This window comes from Phocaeicola salanitronis DSM 18170, from assembly GCF_000190575.1.
Lineage (GTDB): Bacteria > Bacteroidota > Bacteroidia > Bacteroidales > Bacteroidaceae > Phocaeicola > Phocaeicola salanitronis.
This window is the reverse complement of the sequence record NC_015164.1, coordinates 1387791-1404643: the sequence shown is the minus strand read 5'-3', so window position 1 is coordinate 1404643 and position 16853 is coordinate 1387791. Positions and strand designations below refer to the sequence as shown.

Genomic DNA, 16853 nt, shown 5'->3' with positions numbered 1-16853 from the left:
TTTCATTTTGGTGATTAGCAAGCACAAAGATAACGGGTAGCCTATGCCGGATTGAAGCACAAGCAATGAAAAATCGGACCAATGCTTTATTTTGGCACAAGAAAATATGTAACTTTGTGGCATAACCATTAAATGACAGCAATATGGCAGCAAATCTTTTTGGACGATACGTATGGCTGATGGACATTCTGCTTAGATACAAACGGCTGACGTTTGAGGAAATCAACGAACTTTGGCAGGAAAGCGGGTTGGGCTATGGTGAAGAACTGCCTTTGAAGACCTTTCATAACCACAAGAAAGCCATCAAAGACATTTTTGATGTATATATAGAATGTGACCGGAAGGACGGATACCGTTATTATATTGACGAACCGGAACGCATAGAGGGCAATAATCTGCGCAGTTGGCTCATCAGTTCATATGCCACATTGAACCAGATACAAGCAGACGAAAAGTTGGAAGACCGGATTATCTTTGAAGAAATCCCTTCGGGGCAGACTTGGCTGACCTGCATTGCGGATGCCATGCGGCGTAACCATGTGTTAAATATTACACACCAAGGCTTCGGCAAACCTGACCCCAGTACTTTTGACATTGAGCCTTACTTCCTGAAAGTTGTGAAACGACGTTGGTATGTGTTGGCACGCAGTCCTTATTACTCCAAGCGGAATAAAGAACGAGGCATCAAGCCAAGTGATGTGTATCTGGTTTATGCCCTCGACCGTATTTCAGACATCCAAGATACGGGCAAAACGTTCAAGATGAAGAAGAACTTTGATGTACACAGCTATTTCGAAGGGTGTTGCGGTGTCATCACCTCTAACGAATCGCCTCAAAAGATTGTTCTTCGGGCATACAATGGTTTTGCAGACTATCTGCGCACATTGCCCCTGCATGAATCACAGCGTGAGATTGGAAGTGATGACGAATCGACTTTCTTTGAATATCACCTGAAACCGACGTTTGACTTCTACCAACTGGTGCTTGCCCAAGGCGACCAAGTGGAAGTGTTGGGGCCGGAATCTGTACGTGATGAGATGCGCAACTTTGCCCAAAACATGTTGAACTATTATACAGAGAAAAAGGAGAACAAGCCGGAATAAACTTCATGGTCATAGATTTTGAGTTGGTATTATCAAATGACTTTTCATCCTCTGTGTCCTCTATGGCAAGTTAACCTTTCTCATAATCTACGAAACTGTATGCATAGGCATGCTTTTCGTCAACGGAATGCGTTTCCCGGTTCACCACTTTCCAGTGGGTCGTGTCGATTTCCGGAAAGAATACGTCCGCTTCTTTCTTGTCGTCTTCTATTTCGGTCAGGCAAAGCCGGTCGGCGATAGCCAGGGCTTCGGCATACAAGCCGGCTCCACCTATAATATATATGTCTTCTTCTTTGCCGCAATGCATCAGGGCTTCTTCCAGCGAGTGAAAGCATTCGGCACCCGGAAAGTTGTGGTCACCTTTGCTTAGTACGATGTTTCTCCGGTTGGGCAATGCCCCTTTCGGAAACGATTCGAAAGTCTTTCGTCCCATAATGATGGTGTGTCCCGTGGTCAATGCCTTGAAGCGTTTCAGGTCATTGGGCAACCAATAAAGCAATTTGTTCTCGAAACCGAGTCCCCGGTTTTTGTTGATAGCGGCGATGATGGTAATCATGGTTGGTTGATGTTTTTTTTACCACAGATTACACAGATTAAAATCATTAATTTATAAAATCTGTGTAATCTGTGGTGAGTTCTATTATACAGATACTTTTCCTGCGATATGCGGCCACGGATTGTAGTCGGTCAGTTCGAAGTCTTCATATTTGAAGCCGAAGATGTCCTTTACGTCCGGGTTCAATCTCATTTTCGGGAGCGGGCGAGGCTCACGGGTCAGTTGCAGGTCTACTTGTTCCAAGTGGTTCAGGTAGATGTGCGCGTCGCCTAACGTATGGATGAACTCGCCGGCTTCCAGTCCCGTCACTTGCGCCATCATTTGGAGCAGGAGGGCATACGAGGCGATGTTGAACGGTACGCCCAGGAAACAATCGGCACTGCGCTGGTACATTTGCAGGCTCAGCTTTCCGTCCGCCACGTAAAATTGGAAGAACATGTGGCAAGGCGGCAGGTTCATGTTTTTCAGGTCCGCCACGTTCCATGCGTTGACGATAATCCTCCGCGAGTCGGGATTGTGTCTGATGGTCTCTACGGCTTCCGCTATCTGGTCGATAACCCCTCCTTCGTAATCGGGCCATGAGCGCCATTGGTATCCGTAGATGTGTCCTAAGTTTCCGTCCGCGTCCGCCCATTCGTTCCAGATGCGCACGCCGTTTTCTTGCAGGTAATGCACGTTGGTGTCTCCGCTCAACATCCAAAGCAGTTCGTGGATGATGGACTTGAGATGCAGTTTCTTGGTAGTCACCAGCGGGAATCCGTCCGCAAGGTTGAAGCGCATTTGGTGTCCGAATATGCTGATGGTGCCCGTTCCCGTACGGTCATGCTTTTGCACGCCTTCGGTGCGGATGCGTCTGAGTAGGTCTAAGTATTGTTTCATTCTTGTCGTGTTTGCTTGAAATTTGGGCAAAGGTAATCAGATTCGGCCGAATGCGCAAACATTCTTTTTCAAAGATTGCCCAAAAGCTCTCGCAAACGAACATAAGTGAGAGGGCTGACTCACTTAGGTGAAACGCCCGAGTTACTTATGTGAAACGGCCGACTCACTTATGTTCGTCAAAACGCATGCTTGAATCCTCTCCGGTATTGAGGATAATCTCGCGATTTTTGTTTAAATTTGCCGTTCATTATTAGAATAGATGCTTATGAATCTTCCTGTCGATTTTATAACCCGGACGGGCGGCTTGCTGGGCGAAGGGCAGTTTGCCGCTTTTCGTGAAACGCTTGCCAAGGAACCTCCGGTCAGTATTCGTATGAACCGTTTGAAGACGGATGCCGTGCCTGCCGGCGGGCGTCAGGTGCCGTGGTGCGGGTCGGGCTATTACTTGGCTTCCCGTCCTACATTCACGTTCGACCCTTTGTTTCATGCCGGATGCTATTACGTGCAAGAAGCTTCCTCGATGTTTCTCGAGCAGGTCTTGACGCAATATGTGCACGAGCCGGTGGTGATGCTCGACCTTTGTGCTGCTCCGGGAGGAAAGTCTACGCTGGCACGTTCGGTCTTGCCCGAAGGAAGCCTGCTGGTGGCGAATGAAGTGATGCGCAACCGGGTGCAGGTGCTGGCGGAAAATGTGACGAAGTGGGGGCATCCCAGTACGGTGGTCTTGAATAATGACCCGGCGGATTTTGTGCCGTTGGGCGAGTTGTTCGACGTTATCCTGACCGATGTGCCCTGTTCGGGCGAAGGTATGTTCCGGAAAGACCCCGTGGCGGTAGAAGAGTGGAGTGTGGAGAATGTGACGCTATGTTGGCAACGCCAGCGCCGCATTGTGCGTGATATCTGGCATTGCCTGAAGCCCGGCGGGTTGTTGGTGTACAGCACGTGTACGTACAATCGTGAGGAAAACGAGGACAATGTGGCATGGATAGCCGAGGAACTGGGGGCGGAAATCCTTCCGGTAGAAGTGCAGTCCGGATGGAACATTTCCGGCAATTTGGCTGGAAAAGATTTCCCTGTCTATCGTTTCCTGCCTCACCGCACCGAAGGCGAGGGATTGTTTATGGTGGTTTTGCGCAAGTCGGGAGAGAGCGAGGAGACAAATGTTCCGGCTTGTCGCGGGCGGAAGGAAAAGAAATCGAAAGGTGGAAAGGAGAAAGTGCCGGTTTTGCCTAAAGAGGTCAAAGGCTGGTTTCTGTCTCCCGACCAGTATGTATGGACGATGGAGCAAAACCGGATTACGACATTCCCGCTCCGTTATCAATCTGTCTACGAAACGCTTCGGGCGCAGATGCGCGTGGTGTGTGCAGGTATTCAGGTGGCAGAGATAAAGGGGAGAGATTTAATACCTTCACATGCTTTGGCGATGTCGGTTTGCCGTAATGAGTCGGCTTTCCCTTCGGTAGAGGTAAGCTATGAGCAGGCGATAGCTTACTTGCGGAAGGAAGCGTTTGCATTGGATGCAGATGCTCCTCGTGGCTATGTATTAATAAGGTATGGGGGAAAGGCATTGGGTTTTGTCAAGAACATCGGAAACCGTGCCAATAACCTTTACCCGCAAGAGTGGCGCATCCGGAGCGGTTATTTGCCCGAGCAGGTGAGCCTTATTTTAGGGAATAGTTAATAGTGTGAATTAGGATAAGATAACGTGAATTCGACGAATTCAGAACAATGTAGGCTGTGTGTCAATAGTTCTCGTAACATTGATACACGGCTTTTTTGGAAAACAGCAGTATGCTGCAATCGCACTTTTTTGATTGTAAATCAATAATGTTATTTGAAAAATATGAAAAAAATAAAATCATTCTATTATGAGATTGTAATTTCAAAAATTTATATGATGGAAAAATACAAACAAGAATTTGATGAAAAAAACATATACAACGGAATTTGGGGAACTCTACAAACACTTTTCGTATTTACAGCTTGCATAATTCTTTTTATACTCGTACATATATACAGAACTCCACAATACAAATTAAGTATAGCTTTAGGTACAGTTATCTTATGTCTAATAGTTGTCAACGCGATAATCAAAAAGCTAAAACAAGACAGATATGTTCAAATAATCCATGAGGAATATTTAAAAATGACTAAAGAAGAAAGAAAAAAACATTATAAGCGTGGATTATGGAAAGTAATACCTATATTCTTTTATCCTATTATAATTATTGCGTTCTTAAAGCTAATCACGTTATAATTCATTTCAGAATACCTTCAAAGATATGTAAGAGATTGGGTTATATTATCGATGCAAGCGGCATCCTTTTACGGTTTTGGGACGGAGAACGTAAAAGGGAGACTGCCTGAAACAGATTCTAATCCTTTCAATCATACATTGGTTCATGGCTTGCTAAGTAAACTTATCGGAGAAAATAAAAGCAACTTCTCGTTACGCTGATTTGCAATCCAACGTAATTGAGTTTGCGGAACCGTAGGTCAATTACGCCGGAGTACAAATCCGGCGTGACGTGGATAGTGAATACTGGCTATCTTACCGTTATTAACTATTCATTATAAACTCTTAACTCTTTCAGAACGGTTTGCGGAATGTACAGCCGTTTTTCCATTCCGAACAGCCGTAGGCGGTTTTCCCTTTCAGGATGGTTCCCTTTCCGCAGAGCGGGCATTTCGTGCCGATGATGGCATCGCCTTCGGGCAATGCGGGTTGGGGAGTGGGAGCCGATGCGGTTGCTTTTTTAGCCCGTGGAGCCGCCTTTTTTTTCTTTTCCGGTTCTTCGGGCATCACGGTGACGCGGCGGTTGGTATTGTCACTTAATACACTGGTGACAATTTCGCCTACCATTTGTTTCAATTCGTCTAAGAATTGTTTCGCATTGTAGCTATGCCGTTCTATTTCACGCAGTTTCTTTTCCCAAATGCCTGTCAGTTCGGCGGATTTCAGTAGTTCTTCTCGGATCAGTCCGATGAGTTCTACGCCCGTGGGAGTCGCTATCAGGCTTTTGCGTTCCTTGCGGATGTAATGCCGTTTGAATAATGTCTCGATGATGGCGGCACGGGTAGAGGGACGTCCTATTCCGTTCTCTTTCAGGGCGTCGCGCAACTCTTCGTTATCCACTAACTTGCCTGCCGTTTCCATCGCCCGAAGCAAGGTGGCTTCGGTATAGGGCTTGGGCGGCTGGGTCCATTTTTCATTCAGCATAGGCGTATGCGGTCCGCTTTCTCCCTTGGTAAAAGCAGGCAATACGCTTTCTTCTTCCCCTTCTTTCGTGTCTTCTTTCGGTTCTTTGGCAAAGATGACTCTCCAGCCCGGGTCGATGATTTGCTTGCCGCTTACCTTGAACTCGATGTCGTCTGCTTTGCCTGTAACTGTGGTGGTGGAGAATTTGCAATCGGGGTAGAACACGGCTATGAAGCGGCGCGCTATCAGGTCGAATACATTCTTTTCCATGTCGGTCAGTCCGTGCGGTTGCACACCGGTCGGGATAATGGCATGGTGGTCGGTCACTTTCGAGTTGTCGAATACCTTTTTCGATTTTATCAGTTTCTGTCCGGCAAGCGGTGAGGTAAAGGCGGCATAGTCTTTCAAGCCTTCCAGTATTTTCGGGCATTTCGGATAAATGTCATCGCTCAGGAAGGTGGTGTCTACACGCGGATAGGTCGCAACTTTCTTTTCGTAGAGCGACTGGATGAGTTTCAAGGTCATGTCGGCTGAATATGAGAACTTCTTGTTGCATTCCACTTGCAGGGAAGTCAGGTCGAAGAGCCGGGGAGGAGCTTCGTTCCCTTTTTTCAGGCTGATATCGGTTACGGTGAAAGGTACGTGGCTGATGCGTTCCAGCAAGGCTTTTCCCGTGGCTTCATCGGTGATGGGAGGGATGCCCCGGTTGTCTTCTTCCTTTTTCTTTTTAGCTGGCGCATTGCTTTGGGCTGCTTCTTCGGCAAGTTCTTCGTCGCTTTTGCGCACGATGGCACTGAATGTGGTGTCGCGGTAAACGGTCTTGAGTTCCCAATATTGCTTCGGCACGAAATGCTCGATTTCTTGTTGACGGTTGACAATGAGGGCGAGAGTAGGGGTCTGTACCCGCCCGATGGAAAGTATTTGGCGGTTTTGTCCGTACTTTAACGTATAGAGCCGTGTGGCGTTCATGCCTAAAAGCCAGTCGCCTATGGCACGGCTTAGTCCGGCTTCGTAGAGCGACTGGAATTGCGACTGGTCTTGCAGCTTGGCGAAACCTTCGCGGATGGCTTCTTCGGTCAGTGAAGAAATCCACAAACGCTTAACGGGGCAATGCGCTCCTGCTTTCTGCATTACCCAGCGTTGGATAAGCTCTCCTTCTTGCCCGGCATCGCCGCAGTTGATGATTTCATCAGCCGCCTGCATGAGGCGTTCGATGATTTGGAATTGTTTCTGTATGCCCGGGTCTTCTATCAGTTTGATGCCGAAGCGTGGCGGTATCATCGGAAGGCTTGAGAGTGACCATGCTTTCCACGAAGGCGTATATTCGTGCGGTTCTTTCAGGGTACAGAGATGCCCGAATGTCCAGGTCACCTGGTATCCGTTTCCTTCGATGTATCCGTCTTTTCGTTGTTTGGCTCCCAATACATCGGCTATATCGCGTGCCACGCTGGGTTTTTCGGCTATGCAAACTATCATATTTTCTGTTTTATTTTGCTGCAAAGGTAAGAATGTTTTTTGTTTTTTGTTACTTTTGCGGTACGATACTAAAAAAGGAATAAACGAATATGTCTCAATTAGCTCCTCTTATCAGCGATTTGGCACTGATATTGATTTGTGCCGGCGTGATGACTCTTGTATTTAAGAAACTGAAACAGCCTTTGGTGTTAGGGTATATTGTGGCTGGCTTTTTGTGCAGCCCGCATTTCGCTTTTACCCCTTCGGTAGTCGATGAGGCGAATATCGATTTATGGTCGGAAATAGGCGTTATTTTTCTCTTGTTCGCTTTGGGGCTGGAGTTCAGCATCAAGAAATTGTTGAAGGTTGGAAGTTCTGCGATAATCTCCGCTTCCACCATTATTTTGTGCATGATTATCATCGGTGTATCGGTGGGGTGGATGTTCGGCTGGAAGCAGATGGATTGCATTTACCTGGGCGGAATGATTGCCATGTCTTCTACTACCATTGTATACAAGGCTTTCGACGATATGGGTTTGCGCCAGCAGCATTTTGCGGGTGTTGTGTTAGGCATTTTGATTATTGAAGATATTCTTGCCATTGTGCTGATGGTGATGCTTTCTACCCTGGCTGTCAGTTCGCATTTTGAAGGAAGCGAGATGATGCTCAGCATTGCCAAGCTGGTGTTCTTCTTGATATTGTGGCTGGTGGTAGGGCTTTATCTGATACCGCTATTCTTGAAGAGGGTCCGTAAGCTGATGAGCGACGAAACCCTGCTGATTGTGTCGCTTGCCCTTTGCCTCGGAATGGTGTATTTAGCGGCAGCGGTCGGTTTTTCTCCCGCGTTCGGCGCTTTCATCATGGGTTCTATCCTTTCGGAAACGGTTGAGTCGGAGCATATCGAGCATTTGGTGGCTCCGGTGAAAGACCTGTTCGGCGCAGTGTTTTTTGTATCGGTGGGCATGATGGTCGACCCGCACATGATTGTGGAGTACCGTTATCCGATTTTGGCGATTGTTGCGGCTGTTCTGTTGGGGCAGACCGTATTCGGTACGATGGGTGTGTTGCTGTCCGGCCAGCCGTTAAAGACTGCTATGCAATGCGGGTTCAGCCTGACGCAGATAGGTGAGTTCGCTTTTATTATCGCCGCGATGGGAGTCAGCCTGAAAGTCACGAGCGATTTCCTTTATCCGATTGTGGTGGCGGTATCGGTTATCACCACGTTCCTTACTCCTTATATGATCCGGCTTGCCGTCCCTGCCTATAATGTGATAGACCGTCATCTGCCCGGGCGTTGGCGCTTGCTGCTGGAGCGTTATTCGGCTGGCTCGTCTACGGTAAACCATAAGACCAACTGGCAGAAGCTGTTGTTGGCGGTGGCACGGGTCGTATTGATTTATTCGGTGCTTTCTATCGCCGTATTGATTATCTGCTTGCATTTTATGCGTCCTTATATTCTCGATATGTTGGGGATGAAATGGGGGAAGATTGTGACCGCCGTGATTACCATTTTGGCAATAGCTCCATTCCTCCGTGCACTGATTATGAAGAAAAACCATTCGGCTGAGTTTCGGACTTTGTGGAATGATAATCGGTTCAATCATGCTCCATTGATATCTTTGGTCATTCTTCGGGTCTTGATTGGGGTAGGTTTTGTGGTGTTCATTATCGAACGTTTGTTCCAAGGGTCGGTGGCGCTGATGGTCGGCATTGCCATTTTATTGGTTTGCGGCATGATATTTTCCCGATTCCTGAAGAAGCAATCCATCGTATTGGAGCGTACATTTGAGTTGAATTTGCGTTCGAAAGAGATGCAGCAGGAATATTTGGGTGACAAGCGTCCTGCTTATGCGGGGAAATTGCTTGACCGCGATATACACTTAAGCGATTTTACGGTTTCTCCGGATTCGGCTTGGGTAGGGCATACGTTGAAAGAGCTGGACTTGGGCAAGAAGTATGGCGTGCATGTGGCATCGATTATCCGGGGAACGCATCGGGTGAATATTCCCGACGGGGCATCGCGCGTGTTCCCGAACGATACACTTCAGGTTATCGGCACGGATGAGCAGTTGAACGCTTTTTCGGCAAAGGCAGAGAAGGCGGTGCTTCCGCCCGATGAGGGAGATTTGGAAAAGCGTGAAATGAAGCTGAGCCAGTTTATCGTGGATAAGAATTCGCCTTTTGTAGGACGTAATATCATAGAAAGCGGTTTCCGCCCGAACTACCATTGTCTGGTGGTGGGTATCGAGTCGGCAGGTGAAGACGCTTTGCGTGCTCCCGATGTTCATGAGCCTTTGCGGGAGAATGATATCGTATGGGTGGTAGGAGAAGCGGATAATCTGAAGAAATTGTTTGAGGCTAAATGAAATCCATGTTTAACACATAAATAAAAAAGAAAGAATTATGAAAAGTGATCCGAAAGATTGTCTCTATTGTCAGAACAATGAGACATTGCACAACTTGATGATTGAAATTGCACCGTTAAGCGTTTCGCGTGTATTCTTGTTTAAAGAACAAACGTATCGGGGACGTTGCCTGGTGGCGTATAAAGACCATGTGAACGACTTGAACGAGTTGAGCGATGAAGACCGTAATGCGTTTATGGCGGATGTTGCGCGTGTGACCCGTGCCATGCAAAAGGCTTTCAATCCTGAAAAAATCAATTATGGAGCATATAGCGACAAATTGTCGCACTTACATTTCCATTTGGCGCCTAAGTATGTAGACGGACCTGACTACGGAGGTACATTCCAAATGAATCCGGGAAAAGTATATTTGTCGGATGCCGAATATCAGGAACTGATTGACGCGGTGAAGGCGAATCTGTAATTGGCTGAGTGATTCTTTGATTGGACGCAGAGGCACGGAGATACGGAGGAATAATTTATTTTTCGATGTACGATTTACTATTCCAATGGTTTAATTGTACTTCGTAAATTGTAAATAAAACTCTGTGTCTTTGTGCCTCTGTGTTCGATTCTGTTTTTTACTCCTCTTCTTCATCATCGAAATCAAAGTCGAAGTCGTCCATGTATTCGGGGGTGAAGAATTCGTCCAAGTCACGCCGGTCTTTCTTTGTCGGGCGTCCTGTCCCCTTGGCACGGTTTACGAATCCGCTGATTTTGCTCATCTCTAACAGTTCGTATTGGTCGGGGGTAGTGACGTTTTCCATAACGTCAGGAACCAGTTTTGCCCCGACTCGTTTTTCTATTGCTTGCAAAACTTTGAAAGAATAAGTAATGGGCGGTTTTCTTACCTGAATGACATCGCCGGGCTTGACCATACGCGAGGGTTTGGCTTGTGCCCCGTTGATGTGTATTCTTCCTTTTTTACACGCCTCGGCGGCGATGGTACGGGTTTTGAATATGCGTGCCGCCCACATCCATTTGTCTATTCTTGCTTCGGGCATAGGTTTGGTTTATTTATTATTAAATTGATTCATGGTAATGTTCAGTCCGGCAAGGCAGAAACTTTTGATGATTTCTTCGGCTATCGCTATCCGTTCGGGCAATGCTTTTTGTTCTTCTTCGTCGAAATGTCCCAATACATAGTCTATCTGCCCTCCTTTAGGGAAATTATTGCCGATGCCGAAACGCAGTCTTGCATAATTTTGTGTACCCAATGTAGAGGCGATGTGTTTCAGCCCGTTATGCCCGGCATCGCTTCCTTTTCCTTTCAAGCGGAGGCTTCCCAGCGGAAGTGCCAAGTCATCTACCACAATGAGTACGTTTTCCAACGGGATTTTTTCTTGTTGCATCCAGTAACGTACCGCATTCCCGCTGAGGTTCATGTAAGTAGAGGGCTTAAGCAGAATGAGCTGCCGTCCTTTGATGGATAAAGATGCCGTAGCGCCGTATCGTCCGTCCTTGAAAACAATATTGGACGCCTTAGCTAAAGCGTCCAATACCATAAATCCTATGTTGTGCCGGGTTTCGTGATATTCATCACCGATATTCCCCAAGCCTACAATCAAATATTTCATTGAAAGCGGATTTGTTCGTTTACATCAATGCAGGATTATTTTGCGGCAGCAGCCTGTGCACCACGAGCGGCACGGGTCAATTTAACCGCACAAACCACTGTATCTTTTGCATTCAGCAATTCCAGGTTGTCGAAATGCAATTCTCCGACTTTGATAGTCTTGCCCAAACCTAAGTTGGTTACGTTTATAACCAAGCGTTCGGGGATGTTGTTGTACAAAGCTTTCACTTTCAACTTGCGGACTTGCAACGCCAATTTACCACCGGCTTTCACACCTTCAGCCAAACCTTCCAACTGAACGGGCACTTCCATTACAATCGGGTTTTCTTCGTTGATTTGATAGAAGTCTACGTGCAGGATAGCGTCAGTTACAGGATGGAATTGTATATCTTTCATAATGGCGTTTACCACCTGTCCGTCAATGTTCAGATTCACTACATAGATGTGCGGCGTATAAACCAAGTTGCGCAAACCTTCTACTGTAACGGCAAAAGGAGTGGCAGCCGGATTTCCGTTTTCATCTTTTTTCATTCCGTATAATATGCACGGAACTTGATTGTTTTTGCGCAAATCATGGGTTGCTTTCTTTCCTGTTTCTGTTCTTAAAGAACCTGTAATGTCAATTGATTTCATGTTTGAATTGTTTTTTGTGTTACTCTAAATTAAGTTGTTTTGCTTAATTCGCCATCACACGGTGCACTTTCTTGCACATCGATGAAATCGAAAAAGCGGTGCAAAGGTAGTGAAAATGTTTGATATGGCAAATGTTCTTCTGAAATTTCTTTGCAAAAACAAACACATCCTATTGTCCTGCCAGTCTTGCCCTGCCGGGACTGCTGTCCTCTGCTGCCAGTACTCCAGTCCCAGCCTGTCAGGGCTGCAGTCCTTTCTAGGAGGACTGAGGGATGCAGTCCGCATGCATCGGACCATGCAGCGGCATCTCTTCATAATATCAACCTTATAGCATAACAAAACTGGTTTGCGAAAAACAAGATGGAACACAGAAGCTCAAAGGCACAGGGTTTTATCAATTGTCAATTCCTCCGTGTCTTTGTGCCTCTGTGTTCAATATAAAGAATTAAGAGTCTGTTTAAATTTTGCTCAGGTTAATTTTGCGAATTGTTTTCGAGGATGTTTTTCTGACTTTATGAGGAGGATAGCGGGCTATCTGACGAATAAAATCGGGAAAACAGACCGGAAACAAACGCAAAAGAACCTGATAGAATATTACTTTATTGGAAAATTTAGACAGGCTCTAAAAGTCGATGTCAATCTTGATGTCGTCTGTCTTTAGCGGTTCGCGTAAGATTTCATCGGCTGCAAGGTTTTCGTTTTTTGCCATGTGGCTTTCGCCGGCAATGGGACCTTGCTCATGTTCGATGTATTGGATGGTCTCCTGAAGCCCGTTCAGGAATTTTTCAAAATCTTCTTTGTAAAGGAATATTTTATGTTTCTCAAAACTGACTTGTGAAGCCTCTCCTTCCCCGGTGGTTATTTTCTTGCTTTCGGTAATCGCCAGAAACATTTCCCCTTTGCGGCTTTTTTTTACGTCTAAATAATAGATTCTTTTGCCGGCTTTTACGGCTTTGGTAAAAACGATTTCCTTGTCTCCTTCGCTTGCTGTCATATTTTTCTTAAATTCTTCCATAACGCTAAAATCTAAAAATCGCCTCCAAAATTGCTGATTTTTCTGGAAAAAGCCAAGAAACTATGTCTTAAAATATCTATAAACACTAAATTTCAGCAAAAATGTGGCGTTTATTTGCATGATATGTATGAAAATCGTAATTTTGCAACTCAATTACATGATATAGTTATAGATAGTATGATTAACAGAGTTCTTATTCGTTTGAAGGTAGTTCAAATCATTTACGCCTATTATCAGAATGGAGGCAAAAATTTGGATACTGCAGAAAAGGAGTTGTTCTTCAGTTTATCCAAAGCGTATGATTTGTATAACTATCTTCTGCTTCTGATGGTAGAAGTGACAAGGTATTCCAGCAGGCGGCTGGATGCGGCGAAACACAAGCTTGCTCCTACGCAAGAGGATTTAAATCCGAACACCAAATTTGTAGACAATCAGTTTATCGCTCAGCTGGAGATAAACAAGCAGCTGAACGATTTTGCGAACAACCAGAAGAAAACCTGGGAGAACGAGCCGGAGTTCATCAAGGGCTTGTGCGAACAGATTATGCAGAGCGATATATATAAGGAGTATATGGCCAGCGAGACTTCTTCGTATGAGGAAGACCGCGAAGTATGGCGAAAGCTGTATAAGAAAATCATTTTCAATAATCCGGCGCTGGACGAAGTGCTGGAAGACCAAAGCCTGTACTGGAACGATGATAAGGAAATCGTAGACACGTTTGTGTTGAAGACCATTAAGCGTTTCGACCCCAAAAACGGGGAAAAGCAGGAATTGCTTCCTGAGTTTAAGGACGAGGAAGACCGTGACTTCGCGCGCCGTTTGTTCCGCCGTTCGATTCTGAATGCGGATTACTACCGCCATCTGATTAGTGAAAACTCAAGGAACTGGGACCTCAAGCGTGTGGCAGTGATGGATGTCATCATCATGCAGATTGCATTGGCTGAAATCTTGAGTTTCCCGAACATTCCGGTGAATGTGTCGCTGAACGAATATGTGGAGATAGCGAAACTTTACAGCACTCCTAAAAGCGGGGGATTCATCAACGGTACGCTGGACGGAATAGTTAATCAATTAAAAAAGGAAAATAAGCTGACGAAGAATTAACGGAAAAGTGATATATTTGTGCGGCTAATTTATTAATTCACAAAGAAACGATTATTATGAATTTATTGACTGTAGTTATGCAAGCGCAAGGAGGAGGCGATTATTCGTTCCTGATTATGATGGTGGCGATTTTTGCTATCATGTATTTCTTTATGATTCGTCCGCAGAACAAGAAACAGAAGGAAATCCAGAACTTCCGCAAGAACCTGGAAGTGGGTCAGTCTGTGATTACGGCGGGCGGCATTTATGGAAAAATTAAGGAAATAGAAGATAATGCGGTGATTGTCGAAATTGCTCCAAGTGTAAAGATTAAGGTAGACAAGAATTCCATTTACGCCGATGCGCAAGCGCAGGCAAACAAGTAAAGGTATAATCGATGTTCGATGTAAAGAACATAGTGCGATATTATCAAATTGGAATACGGAAGATCAGAAAGTTTTTGCTGAGTGATAAATGCAAAGAGTGTCTGGTCTTCTTGTTTTTTGTGCTGGTTTCTTTCGCGTTTTGGATGTTGCAGACCTTAGACAATGTCTATCAGACAGAGTTTAAAGTCCCTTTGCGGCTGAAGAACGTGCCGAAAGAGGCGGTGTTGACTTCCGAATTGCCTCATGAAGTGCGGGTGCGGGTGGAAGACAGGGGAACCGTATTGCTCAATTATATGCTGGGGCGGACGTTTTTTCCTGTTTCTTTCGACTTCAACGACTATCGGGACAGAGGCACGCACGTGCATATCTCGTCAGCGGAATTGCTGAAAAAGATTTCAGCGCAACTGAACGTCTCCACGCATCTGATTTCTGTGCGCCCCGATACGCTTGATTTCATTTACACCATGGGGAAAGCGAAGAAAGTGCCGGTGCGCCTGGATGGCGAAGTCCGGGCAGGGCTTCAGTATTACGTGTCGCATGTCGGTTTTACTCCCGATTCGGTCATCGCATACGCCCCTCAGGAAGTGCTGGACACACTGACGGCTGCATATACCGATAGGTTGGATTTGGAGAATGTCTCAGACACCTTGCACCGCCGCGTTCTGCTTCGGAAACTGAAAGGAGTGAAGTTTGTTCCGGCGTACAACGACCTTTTGGTATGTGTGGATATGTATTCGGAAAAGACGGTGGAAGTCCCGATTGTAGGGATTAACTTCCCGGCCGACAAAGTGCTTCGCACCTTCCCTTCCAAAGTGCAGGTCACGTTTCAGGTAGGGCTGATGCATTTTAAGGATGTCTCTTCGGAAGACTTTTTTATTGGCGTTACCTATGAGGACATATTGAAGGCGAAAAGCGACAAGCTTCCTTTAAGTTTGAAATCTGCCCCCGACTATGTGAGCCATGTCCGTATTTTGCCTGCATCTGTCGATTATCTGATAGAACAAACGGCAGAGGAGGGGGGTATATGGTAAGGTTCGGTGTGACGGGAGGCATTGGAAGCGGAAAGTCATACGTGCTGCGTCTGCTGGCGGCGCGGGGCATACCCGTGTATGATTCGGATGCCGGAGCCAAGCGACTGATGCGGACCGATACGGATATCCGGAAAGGACTGACAGACTTGTTGGGCGAGGAGGTGTATACGGCAGATGGAGAATTGAATAAACCGTTGGTGTCTGCCTATTTGTTTGCCAACGCGCAGAACGCCGGACGGATTAACGCAATTGTCCATCCCCGTGTGAAAGCCGACTTCAACCGTTGGACGTCGTGTCAGAATGCACCGCATGTCGCATTGGAGAGTGCCATCCTGTTCGAGGCGGGCTTCGAAGATACGGTCGACTTTATCGTGACGGTATATGCCCCTGTAGAAATGCGGATATGCCGGGTTCGGGAGCGCGACGGCATGGCGGAAGCGCAAGTGCGTAAGCGCATGGAAGCCCAGCTGGACGATGAAGAGAAATGCAGGCGTTCGGATTTTGTGATACTAAACGACGGAAGCAAGCCGTTGGAGGTGCAGATAGACGGTTTGCTGCAAATTTTAGGCAAAATGGAAAAAGCGAAGGACTAAAGTTTGTATATGTCGGATGTGAGTTGTAATTTTGTTTCATTAAATAACTAAACTTGTAAAATTGTATGTTGAAGACTATTTTGGCTATCTCGGGCAAGCCGGGATTGTATAAACTGATTTCTCAGGCTAAAAATATGTTGATTGTTGAAAATTTGGCTGATAAGAAAAGATTGCCGGTTTATGCGAGTGATAAAGTAATTTCATTGGGTGATATTGCCATGTATACCGATGCAAACGATGTTCCGTTGGCAACAGTGCTCGAATCTATAAAGCAAAAGGAAAACGCTGCAGAGGTACAGCTGGACTATAAAAAAGCTTCTGCTGCAGAGTTGCACGATTTTATGGCAGAAGTATTGCCCCAGTATGACCGCGACCGTGTCCATACCAGTGACATCCGGAAACTGATTCAATGGTATAACCTGCTTGTTGCAAGCGGAGAAACTGACTTTGTAGAAGGTGTTCAGATGGAAACCGTGGAGACCGCTGCGGAATAATGTACAAAATGTGCTAATGAACAATGTGCTAATGAATAGGCTCTTTTGTTATGGGCACATTCTCACATTGTTTATTAGCACATTGGCGCATTGCTACAATAAAAAAAGGAGACTTTCAAGCCTCCTTTTTTTATTGCCTTTTTTGTAAGATTTATGCTTCAGCTTCAGCCTTAGCGGGAATTACTGAAACATAGCTCTTGTTTTCACGTTTCTTCTTAAAACATACAGTTCCGTCTACCAATGCGTAAAGTGTATGGTCTTTTCCCATACCTACATTTTCGCCCGGGTTATGAACTGTACCTCTTTGACGAACAATGATGTTGCCAGCCTTGCAAGCTGCACCGCCGAATATCTTTACGCCTAATCTCTTACTTTCCGATTCACGGCCGTTCTTCGAACTACCTACACCTTTTTTATGTGCCATTTTCTTCTACGTTTTTAATGA

18 protein-coding genes and 1 pseudogene are annotated in these 16853 nt (G+C 46.0%); 10 read left to right on the top strand and 9 right to left on the bottom strand.

Translation table 11 applies throughout. The annotated features are described in order from the left end of the window. The first annotated feature begins 143 nt into the window (after positions 1 to 143). Positions 144 to 1103 carry a helix-turn-helix transcriptional regulator gene (locus tag BACSA_RS06310; RefSeq protein WP_013617269.1) on the top strand — a complete coding sequence of 320 codons (960 nt, stop codon included), beginning with the start codon at positions 144 to 146 and terminating at the stop codon, positions 1101 to 1103. Positions 1104 to 1173: 70 nt separating this feature from the next. Here BACSA_RS06310 and BACSA_RS06305 read toward each other — a convergent pair whose 3' ends face one another. After that, positions 1174 to 1659, bottom strand: coding sequence for a dihydrofolate reductase (locus tag BACSA_RS06305; RefSeq protein WP_013617268.1), 486 nt, complete (start codon positions 1657 to 1659; stop codon positions 1174 to 1176). Between the two features lie 84 nt (positions 1660 to 1743). Next, entirely contained in the window at positions 1744 to 2538 is a 795-nt protein-coding gene (locus tag BACSA_RS06300; protein ID WP_013617267.1) for a thymidylate synthase, read from the bottom strand. Positions 2539 to 2803: 265 nt separating this feature from the next. Between BACSA_RS06300 and BACSA_RS06295 the strand changes: the two genes are divergently transcribed. Further along, a complete protein-coding gene (locus tag BACSA_RS06295; RefSeq protein ID WP_013617266.1) occupies positions 2804 to 4219 on the top strand; it encodes a methyltransferase RsmF C-terminal domain-like protein in 1416 nt (471 codons plus the stop codon). A 39-nt stretch (positions 4220 to 4258) separates the two neighbouring features. Here BACSA_RS06295 and BACSA_RS20570 read toward each other — a convergent pair. Further along, positions 4259 to 4360 (bottom strand): annotated as a pseudogene (locus BACSA_RS20570) (IS982 family transposase); the annotation flags it as partial. Positions 4361 to 4381: 21 nt separating this feature from the next. Between BACSA_RS20570 and BACSA_RS06290 the strand changes: the two are divergent. Further along, positions 4382 to 4795, top strand: a complete 414-nt coding sequence (locus BACSA_RS06290; protein WP_013617265.1) for a hypothetical protein — start codon at positions 4382 to 4384, stop codon at positions 4793 to 4795. Between the two features lie 333 nt (positions 4796 to 5128). On the opposite strand, the gene BACSA_RS06285 is transcribed toward BACSA_RS06290, so the two are convergent. Beyond that, on the bottom strand, positions 5129 to 7213 hold the full coding sequence (locus BACSA_RS06285; RefSeq protein WP_013617264.1) for a DNA topoisomerase 3: 2085 nt from the start codon (positions 7211 to 7213) through the stop codon (positions 5129 to 5131). A gap of 89 nt (positions 7214 to 7302) precedes the next feature. Here BACSA_RS06285 and BACSA_RS06280 point away from each other — a divergent pair, with 89 nt between their 5' ends. Then, positions 7303 to 9558: a cation:proton antiporter domain-containing protein gene (locus tag BACSA_RS06280; RefSeq protein WP_013617263.1), complete on the top strand. Its 2256-nt coding sequence runs from the start codon at positions 7303 to 7305 to the stop codon at positions 9556 to 9558. A 37-nt stretch (positions 9559 to 9595) separates the two neighbouring features. Continuing rightward, entirely contained in the window at positions 9596 to 10021 is a 426-nt protein-coding gene (locus BACSA_RS06275) for an HIT family protein (protein WP_013617262.1), read from the top strand. Between the two features lie 157 nt (positions 10022 to 10178). On the opposite strand, the gene BACSA_RS06270 is transcribed toward BACSA_RS06275, so the two are convergent. From BACSA_RS06270 to BACSA_RS06255, 4 genes are all read right to left on the bottom strand, one after another. Beyond that, positions 10179 to 10601 carry an RNA-binding S4 domain-containing protein gene (locus tag BACSA_RS06270; protein WP_013617261.1) on the bottom strand — a complete coding sequence of 141 codons (423 nt, stop codon included), beginning with the start codon at positions 10599 to 10601 and terminating at the stop codon, positions 10179 to 10181. 9 nt (positions 10602 to 10610) lie between these two features. Then, positions 10611 to 11174 (bottom strand): aminoacyl-tRNA hydrolase, encoded by a 564-nt coding sequence (gene pth, locus BACSA_RS06265; protein WP_013617260.1) that lies wholly within the window; start codon positions 11172 to 11174, stop codon positions 10611 to 10613. A gap of 35 nt (positions 11175 to 11209) precedes the next feature. Continuing rightward, positions 11210 to 11806, bottom strand: coding sequence for a 50S ribosomal protein L25/general stress protein Ctc (locus BACSA_RS06260; protein ID WP_013617259.1), 597 nt, complete (start codon positions 11804 to 11806; stop codon positions 11210 to 11212). Positions 11807 to 12428: 622 nt separating this feature from the next. Continuing rightward, entirely contained in the window at positions 12429 to 12821 is a 393-nt protein-coding gene (locus BACSA_RS06255) for a PUR family DNA/RNA-binding protein (protein WP_041583913.1), read from the bottom strand. A gap of 177 nt (positions 12822 to 12998) precedes the next feature. On the opposite strand from BACSA_RS06255, the gene nusB reads away from it, so the two are divergent. The 5 genes from nusB (at position 12999) to BACSA_RS06230 (ending at position 16408) form a co-directional block, all read left to right on the top strand. After that, positions 12999 to 13925: a transcription antitermination factor NusB gene (nusB, locus tag BACSA_RS06250; RefSeq protein ID WP_013617257.1), complete on the top strand. Its 927-nt coding sequence runs from the start codon at positions 12999 to 13001 to the stop codon at positions 13923 to 13925. Between the two features lie 56 nt (positions 13926 to 13981). Next, positions 13982 to 14290, top strand: a complete 309-nt coding sequence (yajC, locus tag BACSA_RS06245; RefSeq protein ID WP_013617256.1) for a preprotein translocase subunit YajC — start codon at positions 13982 to 13984, stop codon at positions 14288 to 14290. A gap of 11 nt (positions 14291 to 14301) precedes the next feature. Next, the gene (locus BACSA_RS06240; protein ID WP_013617255.1) at positions 14302 to 15321 is read left to right on the top strand and encodes a YbbR-like domain-containing protein; all 1020 of its coding nucleotides are present in this window, start codon (positions 14302 to 14304) and stop codon (positions 15319 to 15321) included. After that, the gene (gene coaE / locus BACSA_RS06235; RefSeq protein ID WP_013617254.1) at positions 15315 to 15914 is read left to right on the top strand and encodes a dephospho-CoA kinase; all 600 of its coding nucleotides are present in this window, start codon (positions 15315 to 15317) and stop codon (positions 15912 to 15914) included. The genes BACSA_RS06240 and coaE overlap by 7 nt, the downstream gene beginning before the upstream one ends. A gap of 65 nt (positions 15915 to 15979) precedes the next feature. After that, positions 15980 to 16408: a DUF5606 family protein gene (locus tag BACSA_RS06230; RefSeq protein ID WP_013617253.1), complete on the top strand. Its 429-nt coding sequence runs from the start codon at positions 15980 to 15982 to the stop codon at positions 16406 to 16408. 151 nt (positions 16409 to 16559) lie between these two features. Here the strand turns inward: BACSA_RS06230 and rpmA are convergent, their stop codons facing one another. After that, positions 16560 to 16832, bottom strand: coding sequence for a 50S ribosomal protein L27 (gene rpmA, locus BACSA_RS06225; protein WP_013617252.1), 273 nt, complete (start codon positions 16830 to 16832; stop codon positions 16560 to 16562). Between the last annotated feature and the right edge of the window lie 21 nt (positions 16833 to 16853).

Bases quoted from the DNA above. Each gene is read 5' to 3' on its own strand.
- BACSA_RS06275 (WP_013617262.1), top strand. From the start codon at position 9,596: ATGAAAAGTGATCCGAAAGATTGTCTCTATTGTCAGAACAATGAGACA.
- nusB (WP_013617257.1), top strand. From the start codon at position 12,999: ATGATTAACAGAGTTCTTATTCGTTTGAAGGTAGTTCAAATCATTTAC.
- BACSA_RS06295 (WP_013617266.1), top strand. From the start codon at position 2,804: ATGAATCTTCCTGTCGATTTTATAACCCGGACGGGCGGCTTGCTGGGC.
- BACSA_RS06290 (WP_013617265.1), top strand. From the start codon at position 4,382: ATGAAAAAAATAAAATCATTCTATTATGAGATTGTAATTTCAAAAATT.
- BACSA_RS06260 (WP_013617259.1), bottom strand. From the start codon at position 11,806: ATGAAATCAATTGACATTACAGGTTCTTTAAGAACAGAAACAGGAAAG.
- BACSA_RS06285 (WP_013617264.1), bottom strand. From the start codon at position 7,213: ATGATAGTTTGCATAGCCGAAAAACCCAGCGTGGCACGCGATATAGCC.
- rpmA (WP_013617252.1), bottom strand. From the start codon at position 16,832: ATGGCACATAAAAAAGGTGTAGGTAGTTCGAAGAACGGCCGTGAATCG.
- BACSA_RS06270 (WP_013617261.1), bottom strand. From the start codon at position 10,601: ATGCCCGAAGCAAGAATAGACAAATGGATGTGGGCGGCACGCATATTC.
- pth (WP_013617260.1), bottom strand. From the start codon at position 11,174: ATGAAATATTTGATTGTAGGCTTGGGGAATATCGGTGATGAATATCAC.
- BACSA_RS06300 (WP_013617267.1), bottom strand. From the start codon at position 2,538: ATGAAACAATACTTAGACCTACTCAGACGCATCCGCACCGAAGGCGTG.
- BACSA_RS06280 (WP_013617263.1), top strand. From the start codon at position 7,303: ATGTCTCAATTAGCTCCTCTTATCAGCGATTTGGCACTGATATTGATT.
- coaE (WP_013617254.1), top strand. From the start codon at position 15,315: ATGGTAAGGTTCGGTGTGACGGGAGGCATTGGAAGCGGAAAGTCATAC.
- BACSA_RS06305 (WP_013617268.1), bottom strand. From the start codon at position 1,659: ATGATTACCATCATCGCCGCTATCAACAAAAACCGGGGACTCGGTTTC.
- BACSA_RS06240 (WP_013617255.1), top strand. From the start codon at position 14,302: ATGTTCGATGTAAAGAACATAGTGCGATATTATCAAATTGGAATACGG.
- yajC (WP_013617256.1), top strand. From the start codon at position 13,982: ATGAATTTATTGACTGTAGTTATGCAAGCGCAAGGAGGAGGCGATTAT.
- BACSA_RS06310 (WP_013617269.1), top strand. From the start codon at position 144: ATGGCAGCAAATCTTTTTGGACGATACGTATGGCTGATGGACATTCTG.
- BACSA_RS06230 (WP_013617253.1), top strand. From the start codon at position 15,980: ATGTTGAAGACTATTTTGGCTATCTCGGGCAAGCCGGGATTGTATAAA.
- BACSA_RS06255 (WP_041583913.1), bottom strand. From the start codon at position 12,821: ATGGAAGAATTTAAGAAAAATATGACAGCAAGCGAAGGAGACAAGGAA.